The 17367-nt window shown below is 38.5% G+C and carries 15 protein-coding genes and 2 pseudogenes; 11 read left to right on the top strand and 6 right to left on the bottom strand.

Translation table 11 applies throughout. The annotated features are described in order from the left end of the window. Window positions 1-9 precede the first annotated feature (9 nt). Window positions 10-135, top strand: a complete 126-nt coding sequence (locus ACWIX0_RS04205; RefSeq protein WP_454172246.1) for a hypothetical protein — start codon at window positions 10-12, stop codon at window positions 133-135. Here the strand turns inward: ACWIX0_RS04205 and ACWIX0_RS04200 are convergent. Beyond that, window positions 97-653: pseudogene (locus tag ACWIX0_RS04200) on the bottom strand (hypothetical protein); the annotation flags it as partial. The gene ACWIX0_RS04205 and the pseudogene ACWIX0_RS04200 sit on opposite strands and share 39 nt — an antisense overlap. 214 nt (window positions 654-867) lie before the next feature. Then, window positions 868-990 carry a hypothetical protein gene (locus ACWIX0_RS04195; RefSeq protein ID WP_454172217.1) on the bottom strand — a complete coding sequence of 41 codons (123 nt, stop codon included), beginning with the start codon at window positions 988-990 and terminating at the stop codon, window positions 868-870. Between the two features lie 189 nt (window positions 991-1179). Between ACWIX0_RS04195 and ACWIX0_RS04190 the strand changes: the two genes are divergently transcribed. After that, the gene (locus tag ACWIX0_RS04190) at window positions 1180-1554 is read left to right on the top strand and encodes a hypothetical protein (RefSeq protein WP_454172216.1); all 375 of its coding nucleotides are present in this window, start codon (window positions 1180-1182) and stop codon (window positions 1552-1554) included. Window positions 1555-1564: 10 nt separating this feature from the next. Next, on the top strand, window positions 1565-2164 hold the full coding sequence (locus ACWIX0_RS04185; RefSeq protein WP_454172215.1) for a hypothetical protein: 600 nt from the start codon (window positions 1565-1567) through the stop codon (window positions 2162-2164). 209 nt (window positions 2165-2373) lie between these two features. Here ACWIX0_RS04185 and thiC read toward each other — a convergent pair whose 3' ends face one another. From thiC to adhP, 3 genes are all read right to left on the bottom strand, one after another. Beyond that, window positions 2374-3720, bottom strand: a complete 1347-nt coding sequence (thiC, locus tag ACWIX0_RS04180) for a phosphomethylpyrimidine synthase ThiC (protein ID WP_454172213.1) — start codon at window positions 3718-3720, stop codon at window positions 2374-2376. Window positions 3721-3794: 74 nt separating this feature from the next. Further along, window positions 3795-5144, bottom strand: coding sequence for an NAD(P)/FAD-dependent oxidoreductase (locus ACWIX0_RS04175; protein ID WP_454172211.1), 1350 nt, complete (start codon window positions 5142-5144; stop codon window positions 3795-3797). Between the two features lie 159 nt (window positions 5145-5303). After that, the gene (gene adhP / locus ACWIX0_RS04170; RefSeq protein ID WP_454172209.1) at window positions 5304-6365 is read right to left on the bottom strand and encodes an alcohol dehydrogenase AdhP; all 1062 of its coding nucleotides are present in this window, start codon (window positions 6363-6365) and stop codon (window positions 5304-5306) included. 131 nt (window positions 6366-6496) lie between these two features. Here adhP and ACWIX0_RS04165 point away from each other — a divergent pair, with 131 nt between their 5' ends. After that, window positions 6497-6661, top strand: coding sequence for a hypothetical protein (locus ACWIX0_RS04165; RefSeq protein WP_454172207.1), 165 nt, complete (start codon window positions 6497-6499; stop codon window positions 6659-6661). Between the two features lie 546 nt (window positions 6662-7207). Here ACWIX0_RS04165 and ACWIX0_RS04160 read toward each other — a convergent pair. Further along, a complete protein-coding gene (locus ACWIX0_RS04160) occupies window positions 7208-8344 on the bottom strand; it encodes an NAD(P)-dependent alcohol dehydrogenase (protein WP_454172205.1) in 1137 nt (378 codons plus the stop codon). A 555-nt stretch (window positions 8345-8899) separates the two neighbouring features. Here ACWIX0_RS04160 and ACWIX0_RS04155 point away from each other — a divergent pair. The 7 genes and pseudogenes from ACWIX0_RS04155 (at window position 8900) to ACWIX0_RS04125 (ending at window position 17348) form a co-directional block, all read left to right on the top strand. Continuing rightward, the gene (locus tag ACWIX0_RS04155; RefSeq protein ID WP_454172203.1) at window positions 8900-9547 is read left to right on the top strand and encodes an Nmad2 family putative nucleotide modification protein; all 648 of its coding nucleotides are present in this window, start codon (window positions 8900-8902) and stop codon (window positions 9545-9547) included. Between the two features lie 102 nt (window positions 9548-9649). Beyond that, complete coding sequence (locus ACWIX0_RS04150) at window positions 9650-10570, top strand: hypothetical protein (protein ID WP_454172201.1); 921 nt, start codon at window positions 9650-9652, stop codon at window positions 10568-10570. A 434-nt stretch (window positions 10571-11004) separates the two neighbouring features. Beyond that, window positions 11005-11385 carry a phosphatase PAP2 family protein gene (locus ACWIX0_RS04145; protein WP_454172199.1) on the top strand — a complete coding sequence of 127 codons (381 nt, stop codon included), beginning with the start codon at window positions 11005-11007 and terminating at the stop codon, window positions 11383-11385. Between the two features lie 93 nt (window positions 11386-11478). After that, window positions 11479-13464: pseudogene (locus ACWIX0_RS04140) on the top strand (M3 family oligoendopeptidase); the annotation flags it as partial. A gap of 161 nt (window positions 13465-13625) precedes the next feature. Then, window positions 13626-14162, top strand: a complete 537-nt coding sequence (locus ACWIX0_RS04135; RefSeq protein WP_454172197.1) for a hypothetical protein — start codon at window positions 13626-13628, stop codon at window positions 14160-14162. 15 nt (window positions 14163-14177) lie between these two features. Beyond that, complete coding sequence (locus tag ACWIX0_RS04130; RefSeq protein ID WP_454172195.1) at window positions 14178-15263, top strand: glycosyltransferase family 9 protein; 1086 nt, start codon at window positions 14178-14180, stop codon at window positions 15261-15263. Between the two features lie 297 nt (window positions 15264-15560). Further along, a complete protein-coding gene (locus ACWIX0_RS04125; RefSeq protein ID WP_454172193.1) occupies window positions 15561-17348 on the top strand; it encodes a DUF5644 domain-containing protein in 1788 nt (595 codons plus the stop codon). The last annotated feature ends 19 nt before the right edge of the window (window positions 17349-17367 follow it).

Genomic DNA, 17367 nt, shown 5'->3' with positions numbered 1-17367 from the left:
GGCGTGGATTTGATTTCTTTTATCGCGCCTATTAGCGTGGATTCTGCGGATAGAATGGCGCGAATCGTGCGCGAGGCAAGGGGCTTTATTCTAGGCTCAATCCAACTTAAGCGGTTGATTTCTTATCATTTTTAGTAAGATTTTATACAAATCTTGCTTTTGTATTTTGACATTTCAATGCTACTGCTAGCCTTGTATCTAAATTCTGTTTCTTTTAAGTGAAACAAAAAATTCTCTTTTTTGATTCCTTTAAATTTGCTTAATCTATGCTTTGCATAGCCACTTTTGCTTGTAGTTGCGAGCATTATCGAAGCAAAAACATTCTCAATGTCGTTTATGTGATTTCTACCTTTTGCAAACTCATTTTTTGAGTGTTTGACTCGATAATGTGCTTTTATTCTTTCTGCTTGCAGTTGTAAGCAAAACAAAAACACAGGTGTTTTCTTACCAGCTACTCGCCCTCTTTTGTCTCTTACTCTTTTAGCACCCAAAATCTATATTAAAAGGTTGCTTTCATCAACTTCAATTTTACCTTGCATTTTAGAAGTTTTCTCACATTCTTTTGCGATTAAAATGCGGATTTGATTGATGATTTTATTGACACTTTGACGAGAAATGTTGCTTAATTTTGCAATTTTAACAGCCTCAATATCAAGACTTCTTGCAAAAGCTACAAGCGTAAGCGAAGTAGAAACATATTTAAGAATCTTTTTTTAAATCTATCTTGTTTTTGATTCTCTTAGCCTCTTAAATTCTTGCAAAGGTTTTTATGTGTATCAATATACTTGTTTTTTATCGCTGACATCATAACTTAAGACTCCTTTGTTTGAGATTAAGTTGGATTGAGCCATGTTTTTTTGTGGTTTTTTAATTATGGATTACTACACGAATTTTATAAAAAATCCACTCACAATGACGGAATTTTGCCATATTGAGCGATAGCGAAGTATGACAAAATGGCGTGGATTGTTTTGATTCTATGTTTCGCAAAATCTAGCGATAACAAACTTAGATACAAATCGTAAGCCAAAAACTCTTTTTATGTCATAGCGATACTTTGATGCTTCTAGCAATCTATTTCAAATCTTTATAAAAATTCCAAAATCATTTGTTTTTTAAGCAAAACTTAAGTTAGGGGGGGGGTAAAATGCAAAATGTGTCATTTAACAGGAGTTAGCGATGATGGGTTGTTTGATTTGTTTGGCTTTATTGGCTTTGGTAGTGGTTATTTTTTATATTGGTGGATTTTGGTTGGGATTGGGCAGTTTGATTGCTCTTGTGTTGTATGGAATTTTCGTAGAAACCTGTCCAAAATGCGGAAAATATTTAATAAAGGGCGAAAAAGGAATACAATCTCGCACAGGTGAAATCCTATCTAAAAGAAAGGTTTCTGAAGCAACGACAACATCCTCAGGCGATGAAAAACGAAAAATAAGGCGAACAGAAACTAGACATTATTGGGTTGGAAAGCAAAAACGAATCTACAAATGCCCCAAATGCCAACAAGAATGGGAAGAGATTGAGTCATACAAAAATGAAATTGAATATGTTTAAGGAGACACAAATGCAAATAAATAAACCAAGCAAAATCGAAATGGATAGAATCTCTGCTTTATGGGCTAAAGAAGCTAAGTTTGAAAACTACGAATATGAAGAAAAGGCTTTAGAGTGGCTTTTTAAGATTTACCCTGCTAATACAGAATTAAACGCGATTATTATTAAAATAACCTGTCTTGATAACTTTTATGGCACAAACTTAACCAAAAGCTACAAAATCTACGAAGTCGCACAAGAAATTTTAAAACTAGATTTTGATAGCAGAGTGCAAAAAGGCGATATAAGCCTTGTAGATGATTTGGCGACATTTGGCACGGACAAAGGCAAACCTAAAATCCTATCTTTTGCTAGCAAGTATTGCGTATGGCATAATTGCGGAGTTTATGGAAAAGATAGTTTTGTAATCCTAGATAGTATCGTAAAATCTAAGCTAAAAGAATTTAATAAAATCTATAAATTTAGTGAAAAATTTGGTGATAAGGATTTGGAAAACTATACAAAATACAAAGAGATTTTAGAGTGTTTTAGAGAAGTTTTTGAGCTTAAATGTAGTTTAAGAGAAATTGATTGGTATTTGTGGAGGCTTGGCAAGCTAGAGCAAAAATAGCAAAAAAGGCTTTAGTGTTGTGTTTGGGATTGTTTTGATATTTTTGCAAAACACGATTTGCCTCTACTTTTTTACAAAAAAGTAGGGCAATCTAGCTATCACACCTTATATAAATAAAATAATTAGCCACATTTATGATATTTAGGGGCAAAATATATCTATTTTTAAAAGCGCGTAAAAACACAGTAACAATATATGTTATGCGCATTTTATTGTGCGATTGGCTCGGCGTATTTTTTGAAAATATCTTGTGTGATTTTGTAGCTACAAAATTTCGGTCCGCACATTGAGCAAAATTCCGCCTTTTTAAACACTTCTTGAGGCAGGGCTTCATCGTGGTATTCCCGCGCCCTATTAGAATCTAGTGCTAGCTCAAACTGCCTCTCCCAATCAAATCCATACCGCGCATCGCTCATCGCATCATCGCGCACTCTTGAGGCGATTCTGCCTCGTGCTATATCTGCGGCGTGGGCTGCGATTTTATAAGCTAAAATCCCCTCACGCACATCATTTGCATTTGGCAGTCCTAAATGCTCTTTTGGCGTTACATAGCATAGCATAGCCACGCCTTTCCACGCCGCTACACACGCGCCAATGGCACTTGCGATATGATCATACCCCGCAGCAATATCTGTAACAAGCGGTCCTAGCACATAAAAAGGTGCTTCATTGCATAGCTTTTTTTGGATTTTGACATTGCGCTCGATTTGGTTTAGCGGGATATGCCCCGGTCCTTCTATCATCACTTGGACATCTTTTGCATTTGCCCTGCGCGCTAACTCGCCTAGCACTTCTAGCTCGGCAAACTGCGCCTCATCGCTCGCATCAGCTAGACAGCCCGGTCGGAGCGAATCGCCCAAAGATAAACTCACATCATAAGATTGACAAATCTCTAAAATCTCATCAAAGGCTTCATAAAACGGATTTTCTTTGTGATAGTGCATCATATAGCTTGCCATAAGGCTTCCACCGCGAGAGACTATGCCCATCTTTCGTTTTGCGACAAATGGCAAATGTCGCAGTAAAAATCCGCAATGAATCGTAAAATAGCTAACGCCCTGTCTTGCTTGTTTTTCTAGCGTGGCTAGCATAGAATCAATATTTAGCTTTAGCACATCATTTTGCACATCGTGGAGTATTTGATACATAGGCACTGTGCCGATAGGCACAGATGAAGCCTTAATAATTGCCATACGGATAGAATCCAAATCCCCGCCCGTGCTTAAATCCATAACCGTATCTGCGCCGTATTGGATAGAGACTTTTAGCTTTTGGACTTCTTCGTCTATGGAGTTTATGATTTGGCTTGAGCCTATGTTGGAGTTGATTTTGGTGCGCAATGCCACGCCTATGCCCATAGGGCTTAGGTTTGTGTGTTTTATGTTAGCAGGGATTATGGCGCGTCCTTTTGCAACTTCTTTGCGGAGGATTTCAGGGGAGATATGCTCGATATTTGCTATGTAGCGCATTTCCTCGGTGATGATTCCTTGCTTTGCGTAGTGGAGTTGGGTTTTTATGCTGTCATTTGTTCGTTTTTGTATCCATTGTGTTCGCATTTGTATCCTTTTGTGTTGGTAAAATAGCCCAAAATTGTAGCACAAATTTTGGCTTTGTTTTGGGCTAAAAAGACTTAAAAAGAGATTCCTTTTAGTTGTAGATTCCACAAGTATTCTATGATTTTTTTAAGCGTGCTAGCAAGATAGCCTTTTATCCCAAAAGCTCCAAGATTGCCTAGTGCGTAACGCTCCCCAAAAGAGCAAATACTCCCCTTTGGGCTAAATAAAAATGGCAGGATTTTTTTGCCATAGGGGGTTTTGTTTTTGGATAGTTTTTTTTGTGTTTTTTTCTTTAGTAGGATTTTGAAGCTTTGGGCTAGGTATTTGCCCTGTTCGCGTGCTAGCTGTGCTGTGGGAGGAAAAAACCTATCATTTGGATTGTTTCTAAAACTAGAGCAATCCCCTAGCACAAACACATTTTCTAGCACGGCTACTTGTGGCAGGGGAGAATCTAGCTTATTTGTAGATTGTGCTTGATTTGATGGGGTTTGGATTTTGTTGTCTGCGTTTGTTGTTGCTGTGTTTGGTTTGGCTAATGACTCGGCTTGTGTTTGTGCGATTTGTGTTAATTTGGGGCGCAAATATTCATCGATTTCTACCCTGCTCCTAGCTTTTATCACTTCGCTAAAAAGCGGGGAATTATCTATCACGGGATTGCCCTTGACGCCCGCAGTCCAAATGATAACATCTGCTTTTATCTCGCTTTTTTGCTCATCTTTGCTTATGATTATGGCATCTTGCTTGCATTCTAGGATTTTGGAGCTAGTTAGGACTTCTACGCCTAGAGATTGGAGCTTTTTTAGCCCCTCTTTTTGCAAATCCTCCCCAAACATACCCAAAATCTTAGGCGCAGCCTCAATGCAGTAGATTTTGATATTATTAAAATCTATGCAAAAATCAAGGCATTTTTGTCGTACTTCCTCTGCTAGAGAAGCCACAAACTCTATCCCGCTAAATCCCCCTCCACACACCGCAAAGCTAAGATTTGCCTTGCCTTTTTTATCTCGGCAATCCTCCAGCTTTTGGTTGATAGTCTCATAGATTTGCTTGGCGGATTTGTATGAAGTGATAGCTTTGGCATATTCGCGCACACCTTTTATGCCAAAATCATCACTCTCAAATCCTAGCCCCACGACAAGATAGTCATATTCATAGCTTGCTTTTTGCCCTTGAGCGATATGGGGCTGTATGCTTGTGATTTCATCTTGGATAATGTTGATTTTGCTAGGCAGAGTAGAATCCAAATTAAAAAGCACAGATTTATCGTGCTTGCCAGAGGCGACATCGTGCAGGCAGATACTTTTGTAGTGATATGGCTCTTTGCTAACCAAAATCCACTCCGCTTTTTGTAGCAACTCATCATCTAACCTCGTAAGCAAACTCATATTTGCATAGCCTGCGCCAAGTAGGAGGATTTTTTTCATTGTTTGTCCTTTTTTGTTTTGTTTAGATTTTGCTAGATTTTATTATTAGTTGGTGTTTTTTAAGCTATTTATCAAATCTTTTTTGCCCCCTCCATTTCCCCATTTTTTGTTGGTTAGATTCCCATTTAGATTTTGCTAGCTGTTTGCTATTTTTTGCTTTTAAGAAGCGCGAAAATCTAGCACCATTCGCCCATCGATTTTGCCCTCTTTCATACGAGAGAAAATCTCATTTATATCCTCTAGCTTAGCAGGTGCGACATGGGCGTGCACCTTTTGCTCTTCGGCAAATCGTATCGCTTCTTGCAAATCTAGCCTTGTGCCAACGATTGAGCCACGAACGGTTACACCATTTAGAATCATATTAAAAATATTTACGGGAAATTCTCCCGGTGGCAAGCCATTCATAGACACCGTGCCACCTCTGCGCACCACGCCTAATGCCTGCTTAAAGGCGACAGGATGCACAGCGGTTACTAGCACGCCGTGAGTGCCACCATTTGTTTCTTCGATGATTTTGTTTATTGTGCCTTGTTCGCCTAGAGTTTTTGCGTTTGCTACGACTTGCGCGCCGTATTTTTTTGCTAGCTCAAGCTTCTCATCGCTTACATCGATAGCCGCGACATTTAGCCCCATAGCCTTAGCATATTGCACCGCTAGATGCCCTAGCCCGCCTATGCCTGAGATTGCCACCCACTGCCCGGGTCTAGCTTCAGTAACTTTTAGCCCTTTATACACCGTAACTCCTGCGCAAAGAATAGGCGCGATGTTTAAAAAATTTACATCTTTTTGCAAGATTCCTACATAGTTTGCATCGGCTATGGCGTATTCGGCAAATCCGCCATTGACAGAATATCCGCCATTATCTTGCTTTTCACATAGCGTCTCCCAGCCAGCCATACAATGCTCGCAATGCCCACACGCGCTATAAAGCCACGGGATTCCTACTGCATCGCCCTCTTTTATGTGCGTTACGCCTTTGCCTACTTTAACTACAAAGCCCACGCCCTCGTGTCCGGGGATAAATCCACCGCCATTTAATGCTTTTAGGTTTGGTTTGACTGGCCAGTCGCCATCGACCGCGTGCAAATCTGTATGGCACACGCCACAAGCCTCTATTTTTACTAGCACTTCGCCATCGCGTGGCTCAGGGATAGGCACTTCTTGTATCACAAGTGGTTTGCCAAACTCCTTTACCACTGCGGCTTTCATTGTTTTTGACATTTTTTACTCCTTAAATGGATTTTGCCCTTTAGCGTTTTAGCGTTTTTTATTGGTTTTTGCTAGATTTTACGCTTTTTAAAACTGCTTTAAAAAGGGCTTTATTTATCGCTATTTTTTAGCGTTATTTTTGTGTGGATTTTGCAACTTTTTTAAGCCTATGGAATCTAAAAAATGTAAAATCCATAAAATCTTTGCACAAAGCCTTTATGCAATATCTGCATATCAAAACTTATGCCAAGACTTATGCAAAACCTTATACAAAAAAACATTGCATAAAAAATAAGCGACACCGCTAGCCTACTGCCCGATGCAACTTCTACTTCCCATATTTGCGTATTTTAAGAAGTGATTGCGGAGGGATATAAATCAAATTTATGCTACATTTATTGCGATAAATTTTGTAGTCTAATCATAAATTTACTAAAAACCCTCTAAACGCGTTTTTACTCCAAAAAATTAAATATTTTTGTAGTTTTGATAAAAATTGTGATGAAAATTTTGCGTTTGTGTAGTTTTGTAATAATTTTGGGTTTATTTATTATTATATTCCCAAAATCAAGTGATAATTGATAAGCATTTGTCATAAAAATTTATGTAAAAATGTGGATTTTATAGATTTTAAGATATGACTTTTTGAAAAAATTTGTTTTTTAGAAAATTTAGATTTTGACATTATTTAACATTGTTAGATATTGCTAGAATCTTAGATTCTGAGTTTTTTTGCTATGAATGCACCTACATAAATCTGCTACCATAAACCCCCTCCATTTTTGCAAATCATTTTGCTGTTTTTTGGTTTTTGCTTGCAAAATATCTTAGCTACGCTTATTTTTTAGCGCAAACTAGCATACCACGACAGGTTTTATTAGCCCTGCGGGTTTATTTCTCATAAGCTCTAATGCCTCTTCTATCTTGCCAAATCCCTCTAACTTATGCGTGATGAGCGGTTTTACATTTAGCTTTTTGGTGGATAGTAGCGAGGCTAATTTTTCCATTCGGTATCTGCCCCCGGGAGTTAGCCCGCCTTTTATGTCTTTGTGCCCCATTCCCACATCCCAAGCTACGCGAGGGATTGTGATATTTTCCCCTGTGCCTAGATAATTGACATTTGATACCACACCGCCATTTTTCACGCAACAGCAACACTCCCCAATCGTGCTTGTAGTCCCGCCTGCGATTACGACTTTATCGACACCTTTACCCTTTGTGATTTCGTTGATTTGGTCAAAAAACGCGCCTTTGGTAAAATCGATATAATGTGTCGCGCCGTAGTATTTTTTGGCAATATCTGCGCGAAATTCTATGCAATCAACCGCGTAGATTTCGCTAGCTCCCATTAGATTTGCCCCCGCGCAAGCCATAAGTCCCACAGGTCCTAGCCCTATGACTGCCACAGATTCGCCCGGCTTTATATCCGCGTTTTCTGCGCAGTGAATCCCTGTGGTTACCATATCACAGAGCATTACTGCGTCTGCGACATCGACATTTTCAGGCAAGTGGGCGAGATTTGCATCGGCTTCATTTACATGGAATCTCTCTGCAAATACGCCGTCTTTGAAATTTGAAAACTTCCACCCTGCTAATGCGCCTCCGCTATGCTGGGCAAAGCCTCTTTGGGCATTTATCGAGCCCCAATCAGGCGTGATAGCGGGGGCTATGACTTTATCGCCGACTTTGAAGTCTTTGACTAGCTCGCCTACTTCGATGACTTCGCCTACGGCTTCGTGTCCTAAAAACATATTATGTCGCTCGCCTATCCCGCCCTCATACACTGTGTGAATATCTGAAGTGCAAGGCGCAATCGCTAGCGGACGACATATCGCATCTAGCGGTCCGCAAGGCGTGATAGAATCTTTTTCTATCCAACCAACTTGTCCTATTTTTATCATCGCAAAACCTTTGATAGCCATTTGTTGCTCCTTATTTTTAGATTTTCGTATCGTATCGGTGCGTCTTGCTATGCTTAAATTTTGCCCCATTTATCGTAATTTTAAGTGTAGATTTTGCTAGGCATTGATTTTTGCATTTGCCAAACGCCACTTCAAAGATACTTAAAAAGTTATATATTTTTTTACCTAATATGATTTGAAAAATGTCAAAAATTTGTGAAAAAAATATAACAATGGGTAGATTTGATACATTTTAAGACTGCAATGTTGCAACTATGATTTCGTGCAAAAACTTAAAGAATAAGCCAAATAAATTAGTAACATTGCGCAGGCTTTGCAAAAATTATAATCCATAGAAGCCCTAAACAATGTATTTGTAGGACTTGTGCGCACACTATAATATATAAACAAATATGCAACACTAAAAATTTAAATTTTCTTGTGATATTTTTGTAACAAAAAACCACTAATTATATTGGATATTCTTTTTTTCTGATAGTTAAAAACACTCGCGCAACAAAAATTTCGCACGCTATAAAATTGCGTTTGTATTTTTTGCCATTTGTTTAAATTCTGTTTTTTTTTTTTTTTGTATTCTCGCCTTTTTAATTTTGTAGAAGCAAAAACTACAAAAAAGGAGTAAAAATGAGTAAAACAAAAAAGTCTATCTTGCGCTCATATAAAATGATAACTGATAATGGTGGCGCACCAAACGCAACAAGCGGAATCCTAACGCTTGCAATATGTAAAACACCTATGAGAAGCGTAGCTGAAATGGGCGAATGGATAGCTGGATTCACCTCGTCTGAACTAGATGGCTCGCAAGTGGGGCAGGAAAAACTAATCTATCTTGCAAAGCTTGAAAATATACTCTCTTTTGCAGAATATTATCAACAATATCCACAAAAACGCATAGAAAACAATAAACAAGGAGACAATATCTACAAGTCTAATAGCAATGGTGGCTATGAACAAGTGCCAAATGCTTACCATAATGATGAATGGAATTGTCAAAACGACACACAAACAGATAGAGTGCTAATTTTTGGTGAGTTTTACTACTTTGCTCCAAATACACGCTTAGTGCTTCCTAACGAACTAAGACCAGAGCTAAAAATACCACAAAAGCAAGCAAGATTTGGTTATATTACCAAAGATTCTAACATTGTGTATCGATTTATAGACTTTGTGCGCGACAATAAAGATAAGTGTCAAGCATACAAGGATGAGAATGGCACAAATGGTGGTAGTGGATTGGTGTTTAGCAATAATGTGCGTAGCTCTAAATGCTAGAGAATTGACAAAACTTTCGCAGGATGTAGATTTTTGCAGTCCCACTTATGCGTAACACGAAGCCTTAGGAACAATAACAATCTTAAAATGAGGAGAAATAAGATGAATAAACTAGTATTGTTGACGATTTTGTCGTTACAATTTTTATTCGCAGGAATCTGCAGTGATTTAGCGGCTAAGAAAGGTAGAGAACAGGTAACCACTTTTTATACTTCTTTTCCTATGTTCGGCGAGGGTAGAACATATGATGACAGAAGATACGAAGGTTTAATATCTATGGTTACAAAAGATACTTTCGAACTAGAAGGTGTCCAATACCCTTTCCTCGTAGATACGACTGATAGGATAATCGTCCTCTCTGAGCGACAAATAGGTGAAGAGGACTTCGAATGCGAACTACTCCATCCTAAACTACCTAAGAAGTTACAGACACCATCCGAGATTGCTGCGCCATATAAAAAAGATTATATGCGCAAACTAGCAGAGCTTGGAAACGCTACTTCTCAATCAGCGATAAACAGTTTTAAAAACGAGTTGGCTGCCTCTATCCGTTCCTTTGAGATAGCCTACGGGATTAAGCTATCTCGCAAGTCAGTAGAGGAAATAATAAAGAGGTCAGGTTATGAAGATGGCAATGTAATTAAAAAAATATACCCCACAATAGAATATACTAAATTCCGTGTCGTGTATGGTACAATACAGAGAGGCAGAACTGAATACTTTATAAGGGGTGAGGTTGCTCCAAGTTCATTAGATTACGGTATCTATCGCTCAGATACTTTCCAGAGGAATTTCACTAATCTATTGATATGGAAGAAAGTAAGAGACTCAGTAGGGAAGAATAGCGGACTAGTTGCATTTGAACAATACCTAGAGAATAATCCCGAATTGAATAAAAACTTTGACTATGGCAACGACGATGGCGAAATAATACGCACAGCCCTGTTAGACAGAATCGTGGAGGCGTTAGAGAAAAATGAATATGATTTGACTACTACTTTCCCGCTCACTGAATACAAGTAAGAAGTGAGATATGGAGGATGCTGTGTTAACAGGAGTATTTTTTCATTGCAAAAATAATGTAGCAATGGGTAGATGTGATACATTTTAATAGTTATGAGTAGGGGGATACAGCAAAATTGATCATTACCTAAATACAGATTTTACACTTGACACAAAACTAGAATCACAAATGCTAACAATGAGTCAAAAAGATATGCAAATGCTTGCAAATATTGCGCTAAATACTAAAAGCAATCAGCATAGATAAAATCCAAAAAGATATTTTCAAATCAACAAGTATCTTATATGCGATAATCTTCGTGCTTTGTATATTTTCTATACAAAAAACCGCGCGGAAAAATTCCATAATTCCTAGTTAAATTTGCTATGCCTAGTTATTTGTAAAATCTTGTTAGTAACGGTCAAAAACACTTACCATTTAGGGCATAATCGAAGTGGTAAAGCGAAGTTTTGAGCTAGCACACAAAAATGGACATAGTGTAAGTTTTGCTAAACGCCCTTGTTGTGATGACTACAAAGGAATGCCAAGCGGACACGCAGGAGGGGCTTTTAGTGCGGCTGGATTTGTGTTTTATCGCTATGGCTGGAAGCCTGCTTTGCCACTTATTGGGCTAGGGATATTAACCGATGCTTCGCGTGTGTATGCGCATAAACATTCTGTATGGCAAGTGCTTGTAGGAAGTGCGATAGGCTGGGGCGTAGCGTGGGGGCTTACCACTCGCTACAAACCGCGCAAACTACTAATCACACCTGAAATAAGCACAGACATCGCAGGCAAAGGCGTATATGGCATAAATGTCGCGTATAGTTGGTAGATTTGATACTTATGCTATGTTGTTTAACCAAGTATTTGCTTTGTGCTTGCTACAATAATGCGTGATAAAACCTTTTAAAAACAAGGATTTCGTATGCCTACTACAAATAAACCAAAACAAACAAACAAAACCACCAAAAGCCCAAAAAATGCCAACAAACAAACCAAATCTACCAAAAAACCAACACCTAGCAAAGCCACGCAAAGAGCGCAAACTTATAGGATTCCAAAGCTACCCAAACTCCCAAAAGATTCTACCAAAAAACCAACGCTAAATCTAAAAAAAGATATTAAGCACAAATGGAATCTATCCGCGCTTTTTGCGCATAAAGAGGATTTAGCTAGCTTTAGCAAGCAGACTAAAAAGCTCGCATTAGATTTTGAGTCAAAGCACAAAAATAGGCTACATAAGCTATCTTCAGAGGATTTTGCTAGCGCATTAGCACATTATGAATCCCTCATAGAGAGGATCGAGCGCGTGCTAACTTATGCGTTTTTGGTATTTGCAGAGGATACGAGCAAGGGAGATTTTTATGCCAAATATGAGCTAGAATCTAGCGAAATTTATGAGCATTTGGTATTTTTTGAGTTAGAGTTTTGCGACATAGATTCTGCTAAAATCAAAAAATTTATCGCTAAATCCAAAAAATACGCCTTTTATCTCCAAAATCTATTAGTCAAAAAATCTCACAAGCTAGATTTAAGCGCGGAAAAAGCATTGATTGCGACTTCTAGCGTGGGAGTTAGCGCGTTTAGCAGGCTTTTTGATGAGCATCTAGCTAGTCTAAAAATAGGTGCAAAAAAACAAAGCGAAGAAGAAATCCTAGCCCTGCTTCATAGCCCTAAACGCAAAGTGCGAGAGAGTGCCCAAGCAGATTTTAGTAAAAGTTTGCAAGAATCTACCCAGCTTCTTACCTACATACTAAATATGGTGCGCAAAGATTTAGCCATACAAACGAGACTTCGCAACTACCCAAACAAAGAGAGTTTCCGCCATATCAGCAACCAAATCACCCAAAAAAGCGTAGATTCTATGATGAAATGCGTAAATGCAAATTTTCATCTTGTGCATAGCTACTACACACTAAAATCTAGCATTTTAGGCTTTAGCCTAAAAGATTACGATAGATACGCGCCCCTTTTTGCAGAATCTAGCACAAAAACTTCTAGCACCAAATCGCTAAAATCTAAAACCCAAAATAGCGCAGTTTCTAGCACCATATCTTACACGCAAGCCCTAAATCAAGTCATATTAAGCTATGAAAAATTTAGCCCTGATTTTGCCAAAATCACGCGCAGAGCAATCAAAGAGGGCTGGGTTAGCTCCCACCCCACTCCAAACAAGCGAGGCGGGGCATTTAGCCACGGAGCTACGCCAAAAGCACACCCTTTTGTCTTGCTAAATTGGACGGGAAATAGGCGAGATGCCTTTACCATAGCGCACGAGTTTGGGCATATGATACACCAAGAGCTAAGCAAAAATGTCGGCACGCTAAACCACGACACACCGCTTACCACCGCAGAGACTGCCTCTGTGTTTGGCGAAATGCTATTTTTTGATTACCTAAAAAAAGAGCTAAAAAACAAAAACGCAAATATGGAATTACTCCAAATCTACGCAGGCAAGCTAGAGGATATTTTTTCTACCCTCTTTCGTCAAGTCGTGATGACAAATTTTGAGCGAGCAATCCACAGCAAAGATGGCGAGCTAAAGGCGGAGGATTTTGACAAAATCTGGCAGGAGCAAAATGCAAAAATGTTTGGCAAAAGCCTAAGCCTAAGTCAAAATTATGCGCGGTGGTGGAGCTATATCCCTCATTTTATCCACTCGCCATTTTATTGCTATGCTTACAGCTATGGGCAATTACTTGTGCTAGCTCTTTTTGGGCTATATAAAAGCGGGAAATGCAAAAATTTCATCGAAATCTACACACGCTTTTTGTCCGCAGGCGGGAGCAAAAGCCCTAGCGAGCTAGTAGGGGATTTTGGCTTTGATATAGAATCTAGCGCGTTTTGGGACATCGGCATAAAAGAAGTGCAAAATCTTATTTGGGAGTTTTACACCCTATGCAAAGAGCAAGGCATAAAAGTCCCTAAAAATGCCGAATACTCGCTAGTAAATGTCCGCAAAAAATCAAACAAAAGCGCAAAATCAAATAAAGCAAAAATAGACAAAACAAGCAAATCCGCACAAAAATTATCTAGCAAAAAAGCAAAATCTAGCAAGCAAAAAGGCACAAAATGAATTCTACTGCGGAATTTAATGGAATCTATAATGCCTTTTGCGCAAGGCTTATAGAGTTTTTTAAGCAAAAGGGGCAGTTTTTTTCTATCGTGTGTGATATGGAGAGGGTTAGCTTTGAGCCACCATTAAGCGAGGAAGTGCTAAAAGGCTTTGGCTCTGGGGTAAAATTTGCTATTGCGTATGATACATTTGAGAGTTTGGAAATCTTTAGCGATGGTTTGCACCCATTGCAAAATGACGGATATGTGCATTTTGCGGCGGGATTTGGCAGTGATAATGTAGTAAGCAAAGTCAGCGTAGAGATTCGCGGAATCTATCAAATCACCACAAACAACACGCAAGATATGGAAGTCGTGGCATTTATGAGGCTTGATGCTAAGCAGGTTTTTTCACAAGAAAAACTCCAAGCAGAAGAACAGCTAGCCGACATAAAAGAGCTAAATAGCGATGAGCTAGACTCGCTAAAAGCGATTATCTCTAGTGATGAAAATCTAGAGCTACTAAAAAGCCTAAAATCCTCGCTAAAAAAATAGCAAAATCTAACAGCTATGTCAAAGCAACACAAAGACATAAAAGTAGGGCTTATCTGCATAGGGGAGGGCATAGGCGATACAATCATTTCTAGCAAGGCTTTGTTTGTGGCAAAAGAGATTTTTGGTGCAAAATGCGTGCTATTTGGCGCAAAAATCGCGCAAAATCTATGCAAAGATTTTAGTTTTATCGATGAAATAGTCATTTTGCCAAATATCAAACAAGGCTACATACTAAATGAATATGAGGACAAAAATCCACATATTTGTGAGAAAAAATACCAAAAAACCACCCAAGAGAGCGCGCAATACAAAAAGCAAGAGCAAAATCTAATAAATGAGTTTAACGAGCATAGCTTAGATTATCTAATCATAGGCTCTCCTAGAGCGCGAAATATCAAGCTAGCAAAAGCCACAAATGCCAAAAAAATCTTTTGCGCTCTAAAGTTTGATAGTCTTTTTTCCCTAAAGTGCAAGACTTTGCCTGTGTATGCTATCAAAAGCTATCAAACAAAATCATTTGAAGAGATTTTGTGTCTGTTTGTGCGGCTTATAAATCCTAAAATCTATGATGAAAAAATCTCTAGCCTAGATTTTAGCTCCTCTGCTATGAGACTTCGCACAAATCCTACTCACAAACAATATATAAACGAGTTTTTAGCAAAATCTACCCCACAAATCTTATCAAAGCAAAATCTAGCTAATCAAAACAATAAAAAGCACCTAGTGATGATAAATCCTTTTAGTGTAAGCGGGGATTCTAGCCTAAGCATAAATGGGTTTTTTGACATTATTGCTTCAATTTGCAATAAATATAAAAACTCTATAGCCTTAGTGGCGACTTATCCCAAAGTCCATCACGATTTTTTGCAGGCTAAAGCTGAATATGAAAAACACACAACGCTAGAAAATCTAGTGATTTTCCCAAATAATGATGATATTTTTAACATAGTAGAGCTTTTATCCCGCGCCACTTGCCTTATAAGCCCTAGCACAGGGACTGCCCATCTAGCCGCAAATGTAGGGATTCCTACTATCGCTTTATATGGCAAAAGAGATATGAATCGTTGGTTACTAGGGGGGGGGGGGACACATAAACGCTAGCTACACAAAAGCTAGCTATATTGTCTTAGAGCAAAATCTAGCTACACTATGCCAAAATCAAACCCTAGAAAAGCAGTATATAAGCAAGGTGCTAGAAGCCCTAGATGAGGTTTTAGAGGTGGCTAGCCCAAAAGTAGCAATGATTTCAAAATAGCAACGATTTAGTGTTTTTTGGTAAAATGATTTTTTTTAGGCGTTATTTAGATTTTGCATTTTAAAATCTTAGCTTAGATTTTGGTGTGGGATTTTATAAACTAAAATCTAAGAGGGCAAAAATGCTAGAAAAAGGAATAAAATATGAGCATAATACAAAGCACAAAGGCGTTAGATACATTTGCGATAGGCACTTTGAGGGCAGAGATTTTTTGCTTTGATGCAAGAGTGGATTATGAATTTTATTTTAAAAAATGCGAGATTACTTGCACAAAAGCAAAGCCAAGTGTGGGGCAAATATCAACCAATCAAAATCTAAGTGAAATGCTAGATTTTATCTCTAGCGCGCACAATATCGCTGTGTATCAACACTTGCCAAAAGGTGGCAAAATCTTTGACAATCTAGCAAATGACTCTAAAAAAACCTCCCCAAATATCGCCCTAAAAATCAATGGCATAGCCCTGCTAGGTGATGAAAAAATAGGCGAGCTTTTGGAGCGATTTGGGCTAGAGTGGCGCATAGAGCCATTATGCACGCGCTTTGTGGGAAAGGACTTGCGACTTGATGTAGAAGCGATGAAATCTTGCTATGATGAGATTTTAAGCAAATGGTGTTTTTTAAGCGATGAGGAAAAAGACAAAATCTATGAGTTTTTGCCGCTAAATGCGATAAATGAGCGCGGGGATAAATACATAGGCGATGGATTTTTGCTTTTTACGCATTATGTCGCAAAAAATCATAAAGAGCATTTAGGCAAAATCCTAGAAACAATCAGCGATAAAGAAAATGGCGTGCTTAACTACTCAAGTATCCAAAATCTACTCTACAAGCAAAATCCACAAATCGATATGGATATAGAATGGCTAATAAGCGCGCTTTTATCGCAAAAATCTTACGCTCCAATGCTTCAAAATCTAATCAAAACAAGCAAAAACTACATAAATCATCAAAAAGATTTTATAGATTTTTTAGATTCTAGTGTCTTGCTAGAATCTAAAAATGTGGATAAAAAAGAGATAAAATATATGCTTTTTGATGGCTACCACACGCGCTATACAAAGCAATCTAGCCAGCTTATCGCCTCTTGTGAAAAGCTATGTGAGAGGCTATCTATCCCGCTTAGCAAAAAAGATGGCGTTTCTTTTGTGTATAATGGTGGGCATTTTGCAAGGATTTATGATTTGCATTTGTTTATAGAGCGCACGGTCTGCAATGTCCTGCAAGCAATGGCAAAAGGACATACGCTTTTATTTGGGGATTATGCGAGTTTTTGTGAGGCAAAGTTTGCCCTTGAGATGAACCTTATACTATACGCGCTAAAAAATGCAAAAACTAGCGACACAAAAAGCGAAAAAATGCTTGATACACAAAAACTTGCCAAGTCTTTGTTTGAGGTGCAAAATCTAATCAATCAACACGAAAACAAAGACGCATTGCAAGCGTGGCTAAAGCAAGAACCTATCGCATATATCGGGGATTTGCTAGAGGGGCATTTAGATAGCTTAGATTTTGACACAAATGCGAAAAAAAATAACTTGCCAAAAACGCTTAATATGGTTGCATACACGCCAAATGCCACCTCTACGCTAGAATCTAGGCTAGGCAACACTAGCTATTTGACAAAGCTAACGCACACCATAAATACGCTAAATGCAAAAAGTGCCACTAAGATAGATTTGCTAGATATTATCTCGCAGGATTTTTCGCATTTAGATGTCCTAGATATGCAGTGCCATTCTTATTTAGAAGAATCTGCTAGAATACGATTTTTTGGAATCGATTTGGGGGCTGATGCGTTGCTTGTAGATAGCGTAGAGCAATGTTATATATTTGATACAAAAGTGCGTCAAAGTGCCAAAGCATACAATCGCGATATAGATAGCACAAATGCTATGTTTTTGCCTAGCCTTGCTTTACGCCTTTTGACATAGCGTGATTTGCTAAAGTTTT

It is taken from the genome of Helicobacter sp. T3_23-1059, assembly GCF_053654515.1.
Note: the sequence above shows the minus strand (reverse complement) of the source record. Positions and strands in the feature narration are given on the sequence as shown.